18 protein-coding genes are annotated in these 17,984 nt (G+C 62.8%); 4 read left to right on the forward strand and 14 right to left on the reverse strand.

Annotation, left to right across the window (positions count from 1 at the left end; genetic code table 11):
- Positions 1-116 precede the first annotated feature (116 nt).
- Both flgK and flgL read left to right on the forward strand, forming a co-directional pair.
- Positions 117-1,745, forward strand: a complete 1,629-nt coding sequence (flgK, locus tag ACUN9V_RS05440) for a flagellar hook-associated protein FlgK (RefSeq protein ID WP_445510637.1) — start codon at positions 117-119, stop codon at positions 1,743-1,745.
- Positions 1,746-1,844: 99 nt separating this feature from the next.
- Positions 1,845-3,059 carry a flagellar hook-associated protein FlgL gene (flgL, locus tag ACUN9V_RS05445; RefSeq protein ID WP_445510638.1) on the forward strand — a complete coding sequence of 405 codons (1,215 nt, stop codon included), beginning with the start codon at positions 1,845-1,847 and terminating at the stop codon, positions 3,057-3,059.
- Between the two features lie 227 nt (positions 3,060-3,286).
- Here the strand turns inward: flgL and fliR are convergent, their stop codons facing one another.
- From fliR to fliF, 13 genes are all read right to left on the reverse strand, one after another.
- Positions 3,287-4,078 (reverse strand): flagellar biosynthetic protein FliR, encoded by a 792-nt coding sequence (gene fliR / locus ACUN9V_RS05450; RefSeq protein WP_445510639.1) that lies wholly within the window; start codon positions 4,076-4,078, stop codon positions 3,287-3,289.
- A gap of 16 nt (positions 4,079-4,094) precedes the next feature.
- Positions 4,095-4,364 carry a flagellar biosynthesis protein FliQ gene (gene fliQ, locus ACUN9V_RS05455; protein WP_075562360.1) on the reverse strand — a complete coding sequence of 90 codons (270 nt, stop codon included), beginning with the start codon at positions 4,362-4,364 and terminating at the stop codon, positions 4,095-4,097.
- Positions 4,365-4,411: 47 nt separating this feature from the next.
- On the reverse strand, positions 4,412-5,200 hold the full coding sequence (gene fliP / locus ACUN9V_RS05460; protein ID WP_445510714.1) for a flagellar type III secretion system pore protein FliP: 789 nt from the start codon (positions 5,198-5,200) through the stop codon (positions 4,412-4,414).
- A gap of 44 nt (positions 5,201-5,244) precedes the next feature.
- Positions 5,245-5,679 carry a flagellar biosynthetic protein FliO gene (fliO, locus tag ACUN9V_RS05465; protein WP_445510640.1) on the reverse strand — a complete coding sequence of 145 codons (435 nt, stop codon included), beginning with the start codon at positions 5,677-5,679 and terminating at the stop codon, positions 5,245-5,247.
- Complete coding sequence (fliN, locus tag ACUN9V_RS05470; RefSeq protein ID WP_445510641.1) at positions 5,676-6,236, reverse strand: flagellar motor switch protein FliN; 561 nt, start codon at positions 6,234-6,236, stop codon at positions 5,676-5,678. Before fliN ends, fliO begins: the two co-directional genes overlap by 4 nt.
- On the reverse strand, positions 6,229-7,239 hold the full coding sequence (fliM, locus tag ACUN9V_RS05475) for a flagellar motor switch protein FliM (RefSeq protein WP_445510642.1): 1,011 nt from the start codon (positions 7,237-7,239) through the stop codon (positions 6,229-6,231). The genes fliN and fliM overlap by 8 nt, the downstream gene beginning before the upstream one ends.
- An 18-nt stretch (positions 7,240-7,257) precedes the next feature.
- Complete coding sequence (gene fliL, locus ACUN9V_RS05480) at positions 7,258-7,728, reverse strand: flagellar basal body-associated protein FliL (RefSeq protein ID WP_245392142.1); 471 nt, start codon at positions 7,726-7,728, stop codon at positions 7,258-7,260.
- A gap of 224 nt (positions 7,729-7,952) precedes the next feature.
- Positions 7,953-9,479, reverse strand: a complete 1,527-nt coding sequence (locus ACUN9V_RS05485; protein ID WP_445510643.1) for a flagellar hook-length control protein FliK — start codon at positions 9,477-9,479, stop codon at positions 7,953-7,955.
- 90 nt (positions 9,480-9,569) lie between these two features.
- The gene (gene fliJ / locus ACUN9V_RS05490) at positions 9,570-10,025 is read right to left on the reverse strand and encodes a flagellar export protein FliJ (protein WP_139313622.1); all 456 of its coding nucleotides are present in this window, start codon (positions 10,023-10,025) and stop codon (positions 9,570-9,572) included.
- A 171-nt stretch (positions 10,026-10,196) separates the two neighbouring features.
- Complete coding sequence (gene fliI / locus ACUN9V_RS05495; RefSeq protein WP_445510644.1) at positions 10,197-11,621, reverse strand: flagellar protein export ATPase FliI; 1,425 nt, start codon at positions 11,619-11,621, stop codon at positions 10,197-10,199.
- Positions 11,611-12,402, reverse strand: a complete 792-nt coding sequence (locus tag ACUN9V_RS05500; RefSeq protein ID WP_445510645.1) for a flagellar assembly protein FliH — start codon at positions 12,400-12,402, stop codon at positions 11,611-11,613. The genes fliI and ACUN9V_RS05500 overlap by 11 nt, the downstream gene beginning before the upstream one ends.
- The gene (fliG, locus tag ACUN9V_RS05505) at positions 12,389-13,387 is read right to left on the reverse strand and encodes a flagellar motor switch protein FliG (RefSeq protein WP_075562351.1); all 999 of its coding nucleotides are present in this window, start codon (positions 13,385-13,387) and stop codon (positions 12,389-12,391) included. Before fliG ends, ACUN9V_RS05500 begins: the two co-directional genes overlap by 14 nt.
- Positions 13,384-15,189: a flagellar basal-body MS-ring/collar protein FliF gene (fliF, locus tag ACUN9V_RS05510; protein ID WP_445510646.1), complete on the reverse strand. Its 1,806-nt coding sequence runs from the start codon at positions 15,187-15,189 to the stop codon at positions 13,384-13,386. Before fliF ends, fliG begins: the two co-directional genes overlap by 4 nt.
- Positions 15,190-15,668: 479 nt before the next feature.
- On the opposite strand from fliF, the gene fliE reads away from it, so the two are divergent.
- The gene (gene fliE, locus ACUN9V_RS05515) at positions 15,669-15,995 is read left to right on the forward strand and encodes a flagellar hook-basal body complex protein FliE (RefSeq protein ID WP_445510647.1); all 327 of its coding nucleotides are present in this window, start codon (positions 15,669-15,671) and stop codon (positions 15,993-15,995) included.
- A 72-nt stretch (positions 15,996-16,067) separates the two neighbouring features.
- On the opposite strand, the gene rarD is transcribed toward fliE, so the two are convergent.
- Complete coding sequence (rarD, locus tag ACUN9V_RS05520; RefSeq protein WP_445510648.1) at positions 16,068-17,033, reverse strand: EamA family transporter RarD; 966 nt, start codon at positions 17,031-17,033, stop codon at positions 16,068-16,070.
- A gap of 126 nt (positions 17,034-17,159) precedes the next feature.
- Between rarD and ACUN9V_RS05525 the strand changes: the two genes are divergently transcribed.
- The gene (locus ACUN9V_RS05525) at positions 17,160-17,984 is read left to right on the forward strand and encodes an amidohydrolase (protein WP_445510649.1); all 825 of its coding nucleotides are present in this window, start codon (positions 17,160-17,162) and stop codon (positions 17,982-17,984) included.

Below are 17,984 nucleotides of genomic sequence, written 5' to 3' on the forward strand. Positions count from 1 at the left end.
AATTCGTTGCGAAATCACGCCTTGGAAGGTTCAAGAAGTGACGGGCGCCGCCGATAAAAATCATGACCTTGCATGGACATCGCCCGGATTGACTCGGCGTTTCACGGGAAAGCGATATGAGCCTGTATTCGATTGGCCTTAGTGGTTTGAGCGCGGCGCAGAACGCGCTGTCGACCACCAGCAATAACATCAGCAACGTCTATACCGACGGCTACAGCCGCCAGTTGACGCTGCTGGGACAGAATGGCACTGGCGATGCGGCCGGCGGTTCCGGCGTCAGCGTCGACGGCATTCAACGTCAGTACAATGGCTATATCAGCTCGCAGCTCAATCAGGTCAACAGCCAGCAATCGGCGCTGGAAACCTATCAAAGCCAGGTCAACCAGGTCGACGACCTGTTGGCAGATAGCGATTCCGGTCTGACCACGCTGATGCAGGGCTTCTTTTCCAGCGTCGAGGATCTGACCGGCGCGCCTGCGGATGCGGCGGCGCGAGAGGGCGTGTTGGGCAGCTCGCGCAGCATGGTGGCTCAGTTTCGCGCCTATGACAGCTATCTTGGCGATATGCGCGAGGGCATCAATGGCCAGATCGGCGACGTGGTCACCCAGGTCAACAACCTGAGCGATCAGATCGCCGGTCTCAACAAGCAGGTCACGCTGGCGCGGGCGCGAAGCGGCGAAGAGCCCAACGCGCTGCTGGACCAGCGCGACAAGCTGGTCAGCGACCTCGGCGAGCTGGTCGATGTCAACGTCCAGGTCCAGGATGGCTCGACCTATCAGGTGTCGCTGTCCAACGGGATACCGCTGGTCGCCGGTAACAAGTCGTTCGATCTCGTCGCGGTCAAGAACAGCGATGACCCCTCCAGCATCACGATCGCCTACGAGGATGGCGCCGGCTCGCAGTCGCCGCTCAAGGAGTCGGTCATCAAGGGTGGCGAGCTGGGCGGGCTGATGAGCTTTCGCCGCGAAACGCTGGATAACGCCCAGAACCAGCTCGGCCAGTTGGCGGTGACCCTGGCATCAAGTTTCAACGCGCAGCATGAAGCCGGCGTCGATCTCAACGGTGATGAGGGCGAGGCGTTCTTCGATATCGGTAGTCCCACCATCGTCAGCCGTTCGACCAATAACGGCAGTGGTTCGATGTCCGCCGAATATGGCGATATCAGCCAACTGACATCGGATGACTACCGGTTGACCTATCAGGCCAATGGCTCCTACTCGGTCGAAAATCTGAGTAGCGGCGATATCAGTACTGTCTCTCCAGAGGATGGCACGTTATCCGTTGGCGGGGTAACGCTGGCACTCGGCGGCAACCCGGCCGAGGGGGATGTTTTCACGCTGCAGCCCACCCGCAACGCGGCCGCCGGATTCGATGTGGCGTTGAGTGATACCAGCAAGATCGCCGCCGCCGATGGCGACAGCGGTGGCAGTGGCGACAACCGCAACGCGCTGGCGCTGCTGGACCTGCAGAATCAGAAGCTGGTGGGTGGCAGCGCCACGCTCAGCGGCGGCTATGCCGCGATGGTCAGCGATGTCGGCAACCGTGCCGCGATCACCCAGGCCAACCTCACCACGCAAGAGGGATTGAGCGATCAGCTCTTCGCCTATCAGCAGGCCGACTCCGGCGTGAATCTGGACGAGGAGTACGCCAACCTGATGCAGTATCAGCAGTACTACTCGGCCAACGCCAAGATCATCGAAGCGGGTTCGACCATCCTGGATACGATCTTGAATCTGCGCGCTTAAAAAGCCGCTGAACGTCGTGATTGTGAAGCGTCGTTATTGAACAGCTTTTGATCGCGCCTTTTATCGTGGCGCCATCGAGGCATCATCGAGGAGAGTGCCGTGCGTGTCAGCACCGTAATGATGTTCGAGCGCAGTGTCAGCTCGATGAACCGCCAGCAGAGCGCCTTCATGGAAGTCGGCGAACAGATCGCGTCCGGTAAGCGCGTCGTGCGTCCGTCCGATGACCCGCAGGCCGCCTCGCGTGCCGTCGGGGTGTCGCAGTCGCTGGCCAGCAATAGCCAGCAGAGCGATAGCCGCGTGACCGTGCGCAACTCTTTGAGCCAGGAAGAGAGCGTTCTCAATAGCGTTTCCGACTCCCTGACCCGGGCCAAGGAGCTGATGGTTCAAGCCGGCAACGGCACGCTGAGTGACGCCGACCGGCAGTCGATGTCCACGGAATTGCGCGGCGTCTACGAGGCACTGCTGGGCCAGGCGAACTCGACCGACGGTAACGGCAGCCATCTCTTCGGCGGCTATCAGGACGGGGCCGCACCGTTCGTCAAGGATGCTTCCGGCGCGGTGCAGTACGAAGGTTCCGACCAGGTGCGTCAGCAGAAGGTCGACTCCTCGCGGCTGATGGAAGTGGGCAATACCGGGACCGATGTCTTCCAGACCGTCGCTGCCGGGTCCGGTTACGTAGCCAAGGCCGACGCGGGTAATGCTGGCAGCCTCACCTTCACCGGCCCACAGGTCACCGACACCACCGCCGACGGCTATGGCGACAGCTACGCCATCTCGTTCGGTGACAACGGTGACGGGACGTTCGAGTATACGATCAGTGGTGGCCCTGAAGATGGCACAACGGGCACCTATGACGGCTCCAGCGCCACGCTGGAATTCGGTGGTGTCCGTTTGACGCTGGAAGGCGCGCCCGAGGACGGCGACTCGCTCGCGGTGGGTACGGCGCAGAGCATGGATCCGGACGTCTTCACTACCTTCGAGAACATGCTCTCGGCGCTGGAGAATCCGCTCGATTCCGACGCCGACAAAGCGGCTTTCGCCAATACGCTGTCGACCTCCAGTCGGGAGATGGACAACGCGCTGGACAACGTGCTGACCGTGCGTGCATCCGTCGGGGCGCGGCTCAACGAGCTGGACACCCTCGACACCGTGGGTAGCGACCGTAAAATCAGCTACACCCAGACCCAGAGCGATCTGATCGATCTGGATTACACCACCGCCATTTCCGACTACGTGCTACGTCAGGTAGGGTTGCAGGCGTCGCAGAAAGCCTTCGTCGATCTACAGGGGACCTCGCTGTTCGATCTGATGTGAGATTCGGTGTCCATGTTAGGCGGGCCAGGCCGGGGTCGATCGGTGGGCACGACACGAGAGAGGGGCGTATCCATCCGGATGCGCCTCTCTTTTTCGTTCGAGTGTCATGCAACGCGAATGGGTCGAAAAACGTCAGGGTCGAAGCACGTCAGGGATCGAAAAGCGCGGGCTGACGCGAAACCGAATGTCGATGCCGGGCTTTACCCTCGAATCACCCAGCCACCGAGTCAGGACGAGCCGGCCATCTGCTCGATCATGCCCTGCATGAAACGGAGCTGCGTATTGAACAGGTCGCTCCAGAAACCACCCAGATCCGGAATCAAGGCAGTGATAAGCACCAGGCCAGCGGTCAAGGTCATGGGAAAGCCCACCGAGAAGATCGACAGCTGAGGCGAGGCGCGGTTGAGAATCCCCAGCGAAAGATTGATCAGCAGCAGAGCGGTGATGATGGGGATAGCCATCAGCAGGCCGGAAGAGAAGATCGTGCCGCCCCAGCGGGCCAGCGTCTCGGCGAAGCTGGCATCGATCGAGGTCGACCCGATCGGCAACATCTCGAACGTCCAGGCCAGGATTTCGATGGTGACCAGATGCCCGTTCATGGCCAGGAACATCAGCAGCGTCACCACCTCCAGCAGGCGTGACAGCACCATCGTGTTGGTGCCGGCATCCGGCTGATAGAACGTGGCGAACCCCAGCCCCATCTGCATGCTGATGAATTCACCGGCCGTCTGTACCACGGCGATCATCACCCGCAGTACCAGCCCCATGGCAACGCCGATCAGGATCTGTTGCAGCATCAGACCGAAACTTTCCAGCGAAAACAGCGGAATCCCCGGCATCGGCGGCAGCGTCGGAGCAATGGCGATGGCAATGCTGGCACCAAACAGCGCCTTGACCGGGGTCGGCACGCTGGGAAGGCTCCATAGCGGCGAGGCCATGAAGAAGGCAAGAATGCGCACCGTGGGCCAGAAGAACAGCTGAAGCCAGCTCAGCCACTGGGCGGAAGTGATGTCGATCATCGCGGGCGTTGCCGCCTCAGCTCACCATCATGGGAATATTCTGCAGCAGCTCCCGAGTGAAATTGACCAGCAGCTGAATCATCCACGCTCCCGACACGATCAACATGGCGAAGACGCCCAGGATCTTGGGAATGAACGACAGCGTCATTTCGTTGATCTGGGTCGCGGCCTGAAACAGGCTGACCAGCAGGCCGATCAGGAGCGCGGTCAGCAGCAGCGGGGCGGCCATCATCAGGGTCACTTTCATGCCCTGATAGGCCATGCTCATTACCATTTCCGGGGACACTGTTCACCTCCGTGCGATGGCGGCCAACCCACGACGCCGCCAGCCGTTCAAGAAAGATAGAAGCTCTGGGTCAGCGAGCCGATCAGAAGCTGCCAGCCGTCGACGAGGACGAACAGCATCAGCTTGAAGGGCAGGGAAATCGTCGCCGGTGGCACCATCATCATCCCCAGTGCCATCAGCACACTGGCGACGACCAGATCGATGATCAGAAACGGAATGAAGATCGTGAAGCCGATCTGGAACGCCGTCTTCAGTTCGCTGGTCACGTAAGCGGGAACCAGGATGCGCATCGGCACGTCTTCCGGGCCCTGCATCTCACCGACATCGGCAATCCGGGCGAACATCGCCAGATCGGCCTGGCGCGTCTGCGCGAACATGAACTCGCGAAAGGGTTGGCTACCCCGGTCGAGGGCTTCCTCCAGCGAGATCTGTTCGGCCGAGAACGGTTGCCAAGCCTCGTCATACACCCGGTCCAGCACCGGCGACATGATGAAGAAGGTCAGGAACAGGGCGAGCCCCAGCAGCACCTGGGTGGGCGGCGCGGACGGCGTGGCCATGGCGGTGCGCAACAGGCCCAGCACGATGATGATCCGGGTGAAGCAGGTCATCATCAGCAGCATCGCCGGCAGAAAGGCGAGCGACGACAGAAATAGCAACGTCTGCAGGCTCAACGACCAGCGTTGCCCACCGTCCGGCATCGGTTCACTGATGATGCCCGGGAGCGCCTGTGCGAGAGTCCCGTGACTGGCCGTCAACACTGTTAGTGCCACCAGCGTCACGACCAGGCCACGGCATTGACGATAGCCCCGTCTCGCCGCGGCGATGCGCGTAGCCATGATGCCGGCGGGCGGGGCGGCGACCGCTGCGCCGAAGATGGCCATCAGGAGTCGACCCCGCCACCGTCCCGCGAGCTCCGGCGCTTCAGGGAGTCTCGTGCGTTGTGCTTGAGCGCCTGCCCGAAACGGCTGGCGAATGAGCCGGGCAGCGGTGACGCCGCGGGGTCTACGGCGGGCGGGGTAGGCGGATCCATGCTATCCAGCCTGGTCACCTGGCCGCCGCCGATACCCAGCACCAGCCAGCGATCGGCGACCTCGACGATCACCACGCGCTCGCGTTGGCCCACGGGCGTGCTCGCCACGACCCGCAGATGTTGCGTTCCTGCGCGACGATTGGGCCCCAGGCGCTTCAGCAGCCAGGCGCAACCCAGGATGATCGCGATGACCACGAGCAACGAGATGGCCGTCTTGCCGATCATCAGCAGACCGATCCCTTCACCGCCCGCGTGGGCTGCCTGCTGGAAGGTGTCGTCTTTCATCGATTCAGTTTTTGGACGCGTTCGGACGGCGTGATGATCTCGGTGATGCGGATGCCGTACTTGTCCTCCACCACGACCACTTCGCCCTGGGCGATGAGATAGCCGTTGATCAGGATGTCCATCGGCTCACCGGCCAACCCATCCAGTTCCACCACCGAACCCTGGGCCAGCTCCAGCAGCTGCTTGATGGTGATGCGCGTTCGTCCCAGTTCCACCGACAGCTTGACCGGGATATCCATGACGACGCCCAGATCCCGCGTCTGGCGCGCGTTGTCGCTGCCTTGATCGAAGGACTGGAACACGCCGATATCGGCGGCTCGGGACTCGCCTGAGTTCGCGGTGGCGGTAGGCTGGACGGGTTCCTTGGGCGCGGCCTTGTGAGCGTTGGACTCGGCGGCTTTGGACTCGACGGCGTTGGGCTCAGCGGCGTTGGGCTCGGTGGCTTCAGGCTCGACGCCCTGTTCCGCCATGGCTGCCGCCCAGAGATCTTCGGCATCTTCCTGGCTTGCGTTATCGGAAGCTCCCTGCTGGGATCCCGGTTTTTGATCGTCACTCATTGTCAAAGTCCTTCATGGCGGAGTACGTACCATGGTCGATAAGATGCTGCACCCGCAGGGCGCGCTGGCCATGCCGGGTACCATATTCACAGGCCATGACCGGAACGCCGTCGACGCGCACGCCGAGAGTCTTGGGGAGATCGATGGGCAGAATGTCGCCGACTTCCAGTGCCAGCACGTCACCGATGGTGGAAGGTATCTCGGCGAAATCGGCGATCAGTTCGACCTGGGTTTGCTTGATCTCGCCGGCCATCCGCGACTCCCACTGGGTGTCGTCGCTGTCCAGGGCGCCGATCGGACTGGATAGAATGTCCCGGATCGGCTCGATCATGGAAAACGGAATACAGATATTGAAGTCGCTGGCCAGGTTGCCGACCTCGAGATGGAACGTGCTGTTGACGACGATCTCGTTGGGCGAATTGGTGATATTGGCAAAACGGACCTGCATCTCCGAGCGCATGTAGTCGATCTCCAGCGGATAGATCGATTTCCAGGCGTCCTCGTAGCCCTCCAGCGCCAAGGACATCAGGCGCTGAATGATGCGCTGCTCGGTGGCGGTGAATTCCCGGCCATCGGATTTGGTCAGGAATCGACCGTCGCCGCCGAACAGGTTATCCACCACCATGAATACCAGGCCCGGCGGAAACACCAGCAGAGCGGTGCCCTTCAGCGGCTTCAGGCTGATCAGGTTGAGATTGGTGGGCACCGGCAGATTGCGCGCGAATTCGCTGTAGCTCTGATAGCGCACGCCGGACACGGTGATGTCGGCGCTGCGTCGTATCAGGTTGAACAGCGCCATCCGAAAGAGACGCGCGAAACGCTCGTTAATGATGTCCAGCGCCTGCAGTCGCTCGCGAATGACCCGGTGCTGGTTGGCCGGGTCGAACGGTCGGGTTTGACGGCCGCTCTGGGAATCGTCGGCCGGCTTGTCGTCGTCGCCGCCGCTGACCCCGTTGAGAAGGGCGTCGATCTCTTCCTGCGACAGTAAATCGTCTTGGGACATGATTGGCCTGGCGTCCGCTTACTGCACGATGAAATCGGAAAACAGCACGTCATCGATGGATAACTGGGGCTGCGGCGTGGTGATCGGCTCGTCGAACAGACCGAGAATCTGCTGCTTTATCCGGGTCTTGCCTTCGGGCTTGATCAGCTCTTCCGCACTCTTGCCGGAAAGCAGCATCAGCAGCCGGCTGCGGACTTCCGGCATGTGCTGCTCGAGGAAATCACGGGTTCGTTGGTCGTCGACGCGCAGTGAGAGACCCACGTAGAGCAGACGATCACCGTAATCGCTCTGCAGATTGACCGTGAACGGCTGGATGGTGACGAAGATCGGCACCGGCGGTTCGACCGGCTCGTCCTCGACGACGTCGGTGGTATCGCTGCCACCGCGGGCATCGAGATAGAAATAGACGGCGACCGAGCTGGCTACCGCCAGCAGAACGATCAATAGTCCCACCAACATCAGGGTTCGGCTTTTACGGGGTGCGGACATTGCTTCTGCCATTGCGGATTATCTCGGGAAGTTGCTGCGGATTATGCGGGGCGAGGGCTCGTGACGATCGCTGGAAAAGACGCCTTGCGACTTGCCAACTTCCCCTTTCATGCCCCGAAATCTAACGGTGGGCATGGGTTGCCAATGCCGTCGCATAGCGTAGTGATGGCGTGATGTCGCGGCGAACGTTCGCCAATCGCCACCCGTATTATCGGCAGCGCCGGCTAGGCATAAAGGCTGATATTGCCATTCGACCTGAGGTCGACCTGACGGAGAACGGACTCGTCGCCGGTATCGATGGGCGCGGCGGTCAGCAGCGCGCCGCCGGGAACCGAAGCGCCTCGCCGCCGATCATCGCCGGAAGACTGATCCTGAAACTGGTTTTGCTGAAATAACCCCTGATCACCTACCATCGCTTCACCCAGGGCGATGCCGCTATCGGCCAACGCCTGGCGAAGCTGGGGGATCGCCGCCTCGACCGCCGCTCGGACCGGCGCATGGGCCGAGAGGATCTGGAGCTGGGCCTGTTGATCCTGAACCGTCAACGTGACACTCAGCGGCCCCAGATCCTGGGGATGAAGTCTCAGCGACATCTGTTGATCACCGCGCTGATGCATCTGCAGCACCTGCTGGCCGAAAGAGGCCGGCCACTGGGGCGACTGAACGGCAGTGGTGATGGCGGCCGGCGCTGCCGATGCCGCCGGAGTGGAAGCGCCGGTGGCATTCGAGAGCGAGGCGGTCAGGCTGGCCAGCGAACCGGGATCGGGACGATCGCCGGGTGACGCGCCCGAATTCAGATTGCCGAAGTCGCGATTGCTCGCCAACGTCGCATCGAGCCTGTCACCCGCGGTCAAATCGCCCTGCGGCATGGGCTGACCCGATGACGTGCCAGTGCTCGGCGAGAGATTACCCGGAACGAGATTGCCCGGCACGAGGTTGCCCAGTGATCCCGGCTTGCCGTCGAGATCCGACGAGGCGTCCCCGGTTGCGGCCTGGGAACCGGCGTTGACGCGAGTCGATGCGCCCGGCTGCTGGCTCGCCGCAGCCAGTACCTTCTGGGCGATGCTCGCGAGCTCGCCGGCATGGCCTGTGGGCGCCCCCAACCCGGTCCGCTGGAGCGCGGCCTGGGTTGCGGTCGATCCGCCAGCGGTATTGCCGACGCCGTTCGGCATCGATCCCGCCGATGTCATGTTCAGGGGCAGGGCGGCGAAGAGCGCGGCAAGCCCCTGGGTGTCGGGCGCTGCCGAATCATCGTCGGCCGCCGCGGTATCGGATGCTGTGTTACCACTCTCTTTGCCGCCTGCCAGCTTTTCGAGCGCGGCGTGAAGCCCGGCCATGTCGCCCGTCTCGAGCGACTGCAGAATCTGCTGCGCATCCGTGGAGGCCGGGTCGGATCCCTGAGAGCCGCCCTGCGCCTGCCGTGATTCCCGCGTCGTTCGCGAAGCCGCCACGTCCGCCGAAGAGGGCGTTGTCGTCTTCTCTTCAGAGGGCGTCTGGCCTGAGGACGTCAGGTCATTGGACGCCTGGCTCGTGTCCGGCTGCGAACTCGCGCCCGATGTGGATGTTGTCGAGGAACGCGGCGCTGGATTCTCGCTGCTGGCGCCGGAACGTTGCGGCTTTCCGGCATTCGCCGTGCGCTGCATGACATCGGCGAACGGCGCGTTGGCCGAGTTCGAGGATGCACTGCTCCGGGCGTCGGTGTTTCGCGCCGAAGAGGAGGACGTCGCAGCGGTAAGAGAGGAGAGTTCCATGAACGATGGCGCCAGAGTGATTATCGTTAAGTTTTTTGATGCAGAGTGGCACCGGACACGAGAACCGGGACCCGTCTTGCGAACAGCCGGCTACCGGTGCGCGCCATCTTGTTGACGACGACGCAACTGCGCTGCCATCTCGTCGCTGTGGCGCTGCTCATGGCGTGACAGCTGGTGGGCCGCTTCGCTCTGCCGTCGGCTATGCAGCGTTTCGTAGGCGTTGAGCTTGCGATGCTCGCCCTGCCAGTGCTGTTTGCCGTTCTCGACACGCGATTGCTGCTCGCCGAGCCGGCGCTGCTGCTGCTCGATCGCGTTATCCAGCGAGCCGATGAACTGCTGATAGTCGCGCCACTGGCTGGAAGAGACGCCTTGCGTCAGGCTGTCGTGCAGCTTGCGCTGATACTCGTCGCGATAGCGCTGAAGCTGAGCCAGCTGATCCTGGGCCTCCTGCTGCTGGCGCTGCAGGTGGCCAAGAGTCTCGACGGCCTTGTCGCTGCTGCGCTGGGCAAGATCTCGAAGCATCTGCATGGCGGGTCTGTTGGCCAAGACGTCACCTCCTGTTCATACCGTGAGTGCGGTGAAGCCCGATACCGTTGGGATCTTTCACCGGTTGCCATTGTGACCGCCCGGGCGGCGTGGCAAACGCTCGAGAAACGCTAGAAAAGGCGACTATTCCATCAGCCGGACAGGCGAGGAGAGGTGAGCGAATCCGGTAAGTCAGTCGGCAATGGGGATGAGTCGGTCCAGGTCGGCATGGGTGGGCGCCAGCTCCGCGATCTCGTTCATACCCTGCTGCAGGAACGACTCGAGCCGCGGATACAGGGCGACCGCGCGGTCAAGCTGCGGATCCTGACCGCTGATATAGGCGCCGACGTTGATCAGATCGCGGTTGCGCTGGTAGCGGGAGATCATCTGCTTGAATCCCTGCGCCTGGCGCAAGCGCTTGGCTTCGACCACCGCCGGCATCGCTCGGCTGATCGAGGCTTCGATATCGATGGCCGGGTAGTGGCCGCTTTCTGCCAGTTGGCGGGAAAGCACGATATGGCCATCGAGAATGGCGCGTGCGGAGTCGGCGATCGGATCCTGCTGGTCGTCGCCTTCGGTCAGCACGGTGTAGAACGCGGTAATCGATCCCCCGCCGCGCTTGCCGTTGCCGGCGCGTTCGACCAGACCGGGCAGCTTGGCGAAGACGGAGGGCGGATAGCCCTTGGTCGCCGGCGGCTCGCCGATGGCCAGGGCGATCTCGCGCGCGGCCATGGCGTAGCGGGTCAGTGAGTCCATGATCAGCAGGACATTGCGGCCCTGATCGCGAAAATCCTCGGCCAGGCGGGTCGCGTAGGCTGCGCCCTGCATGCGTTGCAGCGGCGAGGTGTCGGCCGGGGCGGCAACGACCACGGCGCGTGCCAGGCCATCTTCGCCGAGGATGTTCTCGATGAAGTCCTGAACTTCGCGGCCACGCTCGCCGATCAGGCCGACGACGATCACGTCGGCATCGGTGAAGCGGGCCATCATTCCCAGCAGCACGCTCTTGCCGACCCCGGAGCCGGCGAACAAGCCCATGCGTTGACCGCGGCCGACGGTCAGCAGGCCATTGATGGCGCGAATGCCGACATCGATGGCGGTATCGATGGGCGCGCGAGACAGTGGGTTGATCGGTGGCGTCTCGAGCGGAGCGTGCGGGGCCTGTTCCAGCGGGCCGTGGTCATCCAGCGGGCGGCCGTTGCCGTCGACGATACGACCCAGCAGGCCATCCCCCAGCGGAAATCGACGTGCGCTGGCGATATCCAGGCGATTGCCGCTTAGCGCCAGTACACGGGCACCGGGCAAGAGACCGCTGGTGTCGGCCAACGGCATCAGGAAGAGCTTGTCGCCGGAGAAGCCCACCACTTCGGCCTCGGCGAAGCGTTCGTCGTCGCCACTGCCATTGCCGGCCGAGAGTTCGATCAGGCAGGCACTGCCCAGCGGGAGGCTGATGCCGACCGCTTCCAGAACCAGACCGGTAGCGCGGGTGACGCGACCCTCGTAGCGATAGTGGGAGAGTGATTCCACCCGATGGCTGATCTTGGCCAGGGCTTGACGCCAGCGTTGATGGTGAGGGGAGTCCCCTGAGTCTGCCTGGGTGGAGGCCGGGTCACTCATCATCGGCCTCATCCTCGGCGTCCGGCTCCGTCGGGGGCTCGGGGCTTTCGCTGACCGACGGTGCCTTGCGTTGGCGGCGCTGACCCAGAATCGCCTTCCAATGGGTGCTCAGGCTGGCGTCGAGGCCGCCGCCGGCACTGGTGGCACGGCAGCCGCCGCGTTCGAGCGCCGGATCGGGATGGCACTCCCAGCCGCTGGCCGCGAGCGTTTCCCCCATCGCCGCCGTCACCAGTTCGAGATCCGCCGGATGCAGCCATAGGCGCGGTTTGCCGTTCAACGTGGTGTCGGCATCGAGCAGCTCGCGCACCACGCTGAGAATCTGGTCGGGGTTGGCGGCGAGAGATTCCCCTGCCAGCTGGCGCCCGGTAATGAGGGCCAGCTCGATCAGTTGGTCGGCGACTTCGGTATCCAGTGACGTCAAGGCATGACGAAAGTTGTCGGCAAGCTCGGCGAGGGGATTCAGAGTCATTTCCAGACGTTTCTGGAACTCCAGCTCGGCGGCGGCGTTGGCCGCTTCCAGGCCTTCCTGATACCCCGCCTGGTAGCCCTGTTCGTGGCCCTCGCGGTGGCCGCTCTCGAAGCCTTCGCGCTCGGCCTTTTCGCTGGCTACCTGACGCGCCCTGGCGTCTGCCTCCTGCTGCCGGCGTTGACGTTGCGCCTCGGCATCGAAGACGGGGTGTCCGGTGTCCGACGTGTGTTCGTGGCCGAGATCTTCCATCTGCCAGCGATGCCACTCACCGGTGGTCTCGAGAGCCGGCGGGTTGCGTCGATCAGACGTAGCCATCGTCGCCACCGCTCAAGGCGATCTCGCCGGAATCGGCAAGACGGCGCACCGTACCCAGAATCGCTTTCTGTTCGTTTTCGACCTGCGACAGCCGAATCGGCCCGCGGTTTTCCATATCCTCGCGCATCAGCTGGGCCGCGCGCTGGGACATGTTGCGCGTGAACTTGTCGATCAGTGCCTCCTCGGCCCCTCGCAGCGCAATGACCAGAGAGTTGGTCTCGACCTCGCGCAGGATCATCTGGATGCCGCGATCGTCGATGTCCAGCAGGTTCTCGAACAGGAACATTTCGTCGATGATGCGCTGGGCGAGGTCCTCGCTGTGCGCGCGGACGACGTCGATGACCTGCTCTTCCTGAGCGGTGTTCATCAGGTTGAGAATCTCGGCCGCGGTTCTGACGCCGCCCATCTTGCTGCGCTTCAGGTTGGTGCCGTCGAGCATCGAGGTGAGCACTTCGGTGAGTTCCTGCAGCGCCGCCGGCTGCACGCCGCTGAACGTGGCGATACGCAACATGACGTCGTCGCGCAATTTTTCGTCGAACAGCTCGAGTATGTCCGCCGCCTGGGAGCGCTCCAGGTGGACCATGATCGTGGCGATGATCTGGGGGTGCTCGTCGCGGATCAACTCTGCGACCATCGACGCTTCCATCAGGTTCAGCGAGTCGATGCCCGAGGACGCATTGTTGGTCTCGAGAATATCCTCGATCAGGCTGCTGGCGCGTTCGCTACCCAGGGCCTTGGTCAGGACCGCGCGAATATGGTCGTTGGAGTGCAGGTTGATGGCGGTGAACTGCTCGGCCTCGTCATGGAAGTCCCGCAGCACCGCTGCCATTTCCTCATGGGAGACCTGTCCGAGCTTGGCCATCTCCTGGCTGATGTCCTGTACTTCGCGGGTGGAGAGGTACTTGAACACCTCCGCGGCGCTGTCCTCATCCAGCGACAGCAACAGGATGGCGCCACGTCGGGCGCCGGTCATTTCCAGCGTCATGATTTTTCCATCCAGCTTCTGACGACCATGGCGACCAGGCGCGGATCTTCTTGTGCCATTTCACGAACGTCCTTGAGGTCCTGCTCGTAATTCGAGGCGCTGCGCCGGTTACGCTCGCGGCTTTTCGCGGCGCTGCCGCCGCCAGCATCGCTGACGGTCTGATAGTTCGCGGCGCCGGCCGCGGCCGCTGCACCGGAGGGGGGAGCTGCGGGCGCTGCCGCGGGTGCCGGGATGGGCTCCGGGGTCTGACGCCGGATCAATGGTTTCAGCACCTTGAACCACAGGAACAGGGCGGCCAGGGCCACGAGCAGATACTTGAGCGCGCTCTTGGCCAGGTCCCAGACTGCCGGCCTCTGCCACCAAGGCTGAGCGACGAAATCCGAAGTCTTGATCTGGAACGGACTGTTGACCACTTCGAGAGCATCGCCGCGCGTCTCGGAGAACCCCATCGCCTGACGCACCAGTCCCCGAATCTGATCCATCTCGGTATCGCTCAGGGCGATCTGAGTCGGGTTGCCCTCGTCGTCCACGCCGTCTTTGTAGTTGACGACGACCGCGACCGAGAGACGATCGATGCCGCCGCTATGCTGTTTGACGTGATCGACGGTTCGATCGACTTCATAGTTGATGGTGCTGTCGCGACGGCCCTGGCCGGTATCGGTGCCGTTGTCGTCCGTCTGGGCCGTATCGTCGGTAGTGGCGTCATCCGCCTGATCGGCGTCGTCGTCTGCGTTCTGGGCCTGCGTGGCCGGATCGTTGATCGGCGAGGTGGCCACCCCCGGCGGCTGATTGCTCAGCGCGCCGGGAACGCCCATGGCGAGATCGCTATTGCTCTGGAACGACACGCTGTTCTGCTTGCTGCGCACTGCGGCGTCGTGGGGAGACTGATTGGGGCCGTAGCGCTCCGAGGTCTGTTCCCGCTGAGAAAAATCGATCTGCGCGGTGACCTGGGCCCGCACGTTTCTCGCACCGACGATAGGTGCCAGGATCGCCTCGATGCGATCGGCGTATTGATTCTCGAGATTGCCGACATAATCGAGCTGGCTGCCGTCGAGCTGATTGGCGTCATGGCTCGGCCGGCTCAGCAGGTCGCCGTTCTGATCGATCACGGTGACATCATCGACGGCCAGCTGAGCGACGCTGCTGGAGACCATGTGGACGATCGCGTTGACCTGGCCTTCGCCGAGTACGCGACCCGGTTGCAGGTCGAGCACCACCGAGGCGGTGGCGGGCTGACTCTCGCGGACGAAGACCGACGGCTTGGCCATGGCCAGATGCACTCGGGCGCGGGCGACGCTGCCCAGCGTACCGATGGTGCGCGCCAGTTCGCCTTCGAGAGCACGCTGATAGTTGATCTGTTCCGCAAACTGGCTGATACCGAAAGCCTGATCGTCCATCAGCTCGAAGCCGACGCCGCTGGCCTCGGGCAGACCCTGTTCGGCCAGCTTCAGACGAATCGGACGGACCTGATCGGCAGGGACCAGCAGCGCCTGGCCGCCCTCGCTGAATTCGTAGGGCACGCCCATGGCATCGAGCTGGTTGATGATCCGGCCGCCATCGGCGTCTGTCAGTGTCGAATAGAGAACGCGATATTCCGGGCTGCGAGCCCACAGCAGCAGCGCGATCACGATCGCCACGGCAGCGGCGCCGGCGATGATCAGCGGGATGCGCGGATTCGTCTGCAGCTTGCTCAACCAGTCGCGGCCGCCAGCGGTCGTCCCCGAATCGGCTTGCCGATTCGAAGCCCGGGCGGAGGCGTTGCCTGAACCTTGGGTGTCGTTGGGCGACGCGGCCGTGCTCATGTCGGGCTCCGATCAAGGCACGCGGTACGATCCAACGACCTGAGGTGTTCCATCGAGAGGGCGCGACCCATCGGGGCGCGATCCGTCAACCTGGTACGACTAGACAACATAGCAGTAGTCTGCTCCCTGCAACGCGTCTGCTCATCCGTGACTCGACCCGCTCGGAGCGTCCGTCCGATGCGGCCAAGACCGGGGCGTAAATTTGATGGCAGCCATTATGTGTCGCTCTGTTAACCGTGAAGGTAGGAAAAGCCGGTGTTTTCACACGCATTTACCGCGATAGTGATTGGCTGGCTATTGATAGGCTGCGAGCGTCGAATCCATCGGCAGCTTTTTTGAGCGCGTTCGCTATCGATAAAGAGCCGCTGCTGCAGTGAGTCGCTACTGCAAAGAGCCGCTGCCTAGAACCGCGGCTGCGATTAGCTGTCGTGCGGATAGAGAATCGTCTTGTAGTCAAACCGTCACACAGGGAAAACTCCATGAGTGCTCCAGCCATCCAGGCGGCGCTTCAGCAGATGCAGGCGTTGTCGGCCCAGGCAAGCGGTCAGAGCGCGAGTCCGTTGGCTCCGACCGCCGAGACCGGCGGTAGCTTCGCTGGTGAGCTTCAGGCATCGCTCGGTCGAATCAACCAGATGCAGCAGACCGCCAATCAACAGGCGATGTCGTTCCAGGCCGGCGATCCGAACGTGGCGTTGAACGACGTGATGATCGACATGCAGAAGGCGAGCGTGGGCTTCGATATGGGCGTGCAGGTGCGTAACCGCCTCGTGACCGCCTACAAGGAAATAATGGGGCTGCAGGTCTAAAACCGCGTTCCGCTCCTGCCGGCGCTTCGACGCGGTCTGCCGTCTTAACTGACGGCAGGCCTTTGCCGTCGTTCAGGCGGGGTGCTGGCGATGCCGTCGCCAGGTGTCCACCGAGTAGAAGCCGAGCCCGATCCAGATCAGTACGAAGGTGATCAACTGGGAGGCGGAAATCGGCTCACCGAACACCCACAGCGCCAGCAGGAATTGCAGTGTGGGGTTGAGATACATCAGAAAGCCGACGGTGGAGAGCGTCAATCGCCGCGCGGCGCCGGCAAAGGCGAGCAGCGGCAGGGTGGTGATGACCCCGCTGACGATCATCAGTGCGGTGGTCCCGGCACCGTCTCCGAAGTGGGACTGGCCATGCCAGCTCAGCCACACCAATGCCACCAGGCTCAACGGCAGCAGCAGACTCGTTTCGACCAGCAGGGCCGAGAGCGCATCCAGCGCCACGCGTTTGCGCAGCAGGCCGTAGGTGCCGAACGTCATCGCGAGCACCAGGCTGATCCAGGGCAATCGCCCCAGCATCACCAGCTGCAGCACGACGGCTGCCAGCGCCAGACCGATCGCCAGCATCTGCCAGCGGCTCAGCCGTTCACGCAGCACCAGCATTCCCAGCGCCACGTTGACCAGCGGTGTCATGAAGTAGCCCAGACTCGCCTGGAGCACGTGGTGTGTTTCCACCGCATAGATATAAAGCCCCCAGTTCAGCGCAATGAGCAGCGCGCAACCCAGACTCCAGGCCAGTCCGCGAGCCAGTTCCCGGGAGCTTCGAAAGCTCCGGCGCAGTGCCGGCCAGCGACCCATCAGCGTGACCACGACAAGCAAAAAGGCACAGGACCACAGAATTCGCTGCACCAGGACTTCGAATGCCGGTACGCCGTCGAACAGCGAGAAGAATAGCGGGAAGCATCCCCACATGGCGTAGGCGGCAACGCCGAACATGACGCCGCGACGCGCCTCGCTTGGGATTGGCGACGATGCGGCAGAAGCCGTATCGGTCGTCGGTACTCGAGAAGTCTCCGTAGAAGAACCAGCCATGTTCGACGCTCCGTGTCGTGAATCCGTAATCTATCATGACCCGTACCTCTCGGCCGCCGCGCCTGATGACGCTGGCCCGAAGTTTGCCCGCGGGCGGTGTGCAATACGATTCGAACGAGGAATTCCATGACTGAACTACGCGTGAGTCTGGTGCAGAGCGAGCTGCACTGGGAGGATCCGGCAGCCAATCGTCGCCTGCTGGATAGCCGTATGGGAACGCTGGACGGCAGCCAGACCGATGTCATCGTGCTGCCGGAGATGTTTGCCACCGGATTCACCATGAATGCCGAACTCATGGCCGAGCCCGCCGATTCGAGCCCGACGCTCGAGTGGATGCGCCGCCAGGCACGTGAGCGGGATTGCATCGTGACTGGGAGTCTGGCGATCGCTGAAGGCGGTAACTGCTACAACCGGCTGATGTGGATGACGCCGGAAGGGCGGGCAACGGTTTACGACAAGCGCCACCTGTTCCGGATGGGCGACGAGCCGAGACACTACGCCGCCGGCTCGCGACGTCAGATCGTCGAGGTCAAGGGCATGCGTGTCATGCTGTCGGTCTGCTACGACCTGCGGTTCCCGGTCTGGCTCCGTCAGCAGCCGACTGCCGAGCAGCCATTCGAATACGATGTGTTGCTGTGCGTTGCCAACTGGCCGGCCCCACGTCGACACGCCTGGCGGACGCTACTAAAGGCCCGTGCGATCGAGAATCTGAGCTATGTCGTCGGGGTCAATCGTGTCGGCGAAGATGGCAATGGCTTGCCCTACGCCGGAGATTCGATGGTCGTGGACTTCAAGGGCGAGCCGCTGGCCGATCATCCGGTAGACGAGGGATTCGTCGAGACGGTAACGCTGTCGGGATCGGCACTGTCATCGTTTCGCGATAAATTCCCCGCCTGGAGAGACGCAGATGGCTTTGCGTTGGCCGATTCCGATGACGACCTGCATGAGTAA

The organism is Salinicola sp. V024, assembly GCF_052645315.1.

Excerpts from the sequence above, each read along its gene's own strand:
- fliG (WP_075562351.1), bottom strand. The coding sequence starts at position 13,387 with ATGACGCTGGAAATGACCGGCGCCCGACGTGGCGCCATCCTGTTGCTG.
- fliM (WP_445510642.1), bottom strand. The coding sequence starts at position 7,239 with ATGTCCCAAGACGATTTACTGTCGCAGGAAGAGATCGACGCCCTTCTC.
- fliN (WP_445510641.1), bottom strand. The coding sequence starts at position 6,236 with ATGAGTGACGATCAAAAACCGGGATCCCAGCAGGGAGCTTCCGATAAC.
- fliI (WP_445510644.1), bottom strand. The coding sequence starts at position 11,621 with ATGATGAGTGACCCGGCCTCCACCCAGGCAGACTCAGGGGACTCCCCT.
- rarD (WP_445510648.1), bottom strand. The coding sequence starts at position 17,033 with ATGGCTGGTTCTTCTACGGAGACTTCTCGAGTACCGACGACCGATACG.
- fliF (WP_445510646.1), bottom strand. The coding sequence starts at position 15,189 with ATGAGCACGGCCGCGTCGCCCAACGACACCCAAGGTTCAGGCAACGCC.
- fliO (WP_445510640.1), bottom strand. The coding sequence starts at position 5,679 with ATGAAAGACGACACCTTCCAGCAGGCAGCCCACGCGGGCGGTGAAGGG.
- fliL (WP_245392142.1), bottom strand. The coding sequence starts at position 7,728 with ATGTCCGCACCCCGTAAAAGCCGAACCCTGATGTTGGTGGGACTATTG.
- fliE (WP_445510647.1), top strand. The coding sequence starts at position 15,669 with ATGAGTGCTCCAGCCATCCAGGCGGCGCTTCAGCAGATGCAGGCGTTG.
- ACUN9V_RS05525 (WP_445510649.1), top strand. The coding sequence starts at position 17,160 with ATGACTGAACTACGCGTGAGTCTGGTGCAGAGCGAGCTGCACTGGGAG.
- fliP (WP_445510714.1), bottom strand. The coding sequence starts at position 5,200 with ATGGCTACGCGCATCGCCGCGGCGAGACGGGGCTATCGTCAATGCCGT.
- ACUN9V_RS05485 (WP_445510643.1), bottom strand. The coding sequence starts at position 9,479 with ATGGAACTCTCCTCTCTTACCGCTGCGACGTCCTCCTCTTCGGCGCGA.
- flgK (WP_445510637.1), top strand. The coding sequence starts at position 117 with ATGAGCCTGTATTCGATTGGCCTTAGTGGTTTGAGCGCGGCGCAGAAC.
- ACUN9V_RS05500 (WP_445510645.1), bottom strand. The coding sequence starts at position 12,402 with ATGGCTACGTCTGATCGACGCAACCCGCCGGCTCTCGAGACCACCGGT.
- fliR (WP_445510639.1), bottom strand. The coding sequence starts at position 4,078 with ATGATCGACATCACTTCCGCCCAGTGGCTGAGCTGGCTTCAGCTGTTC.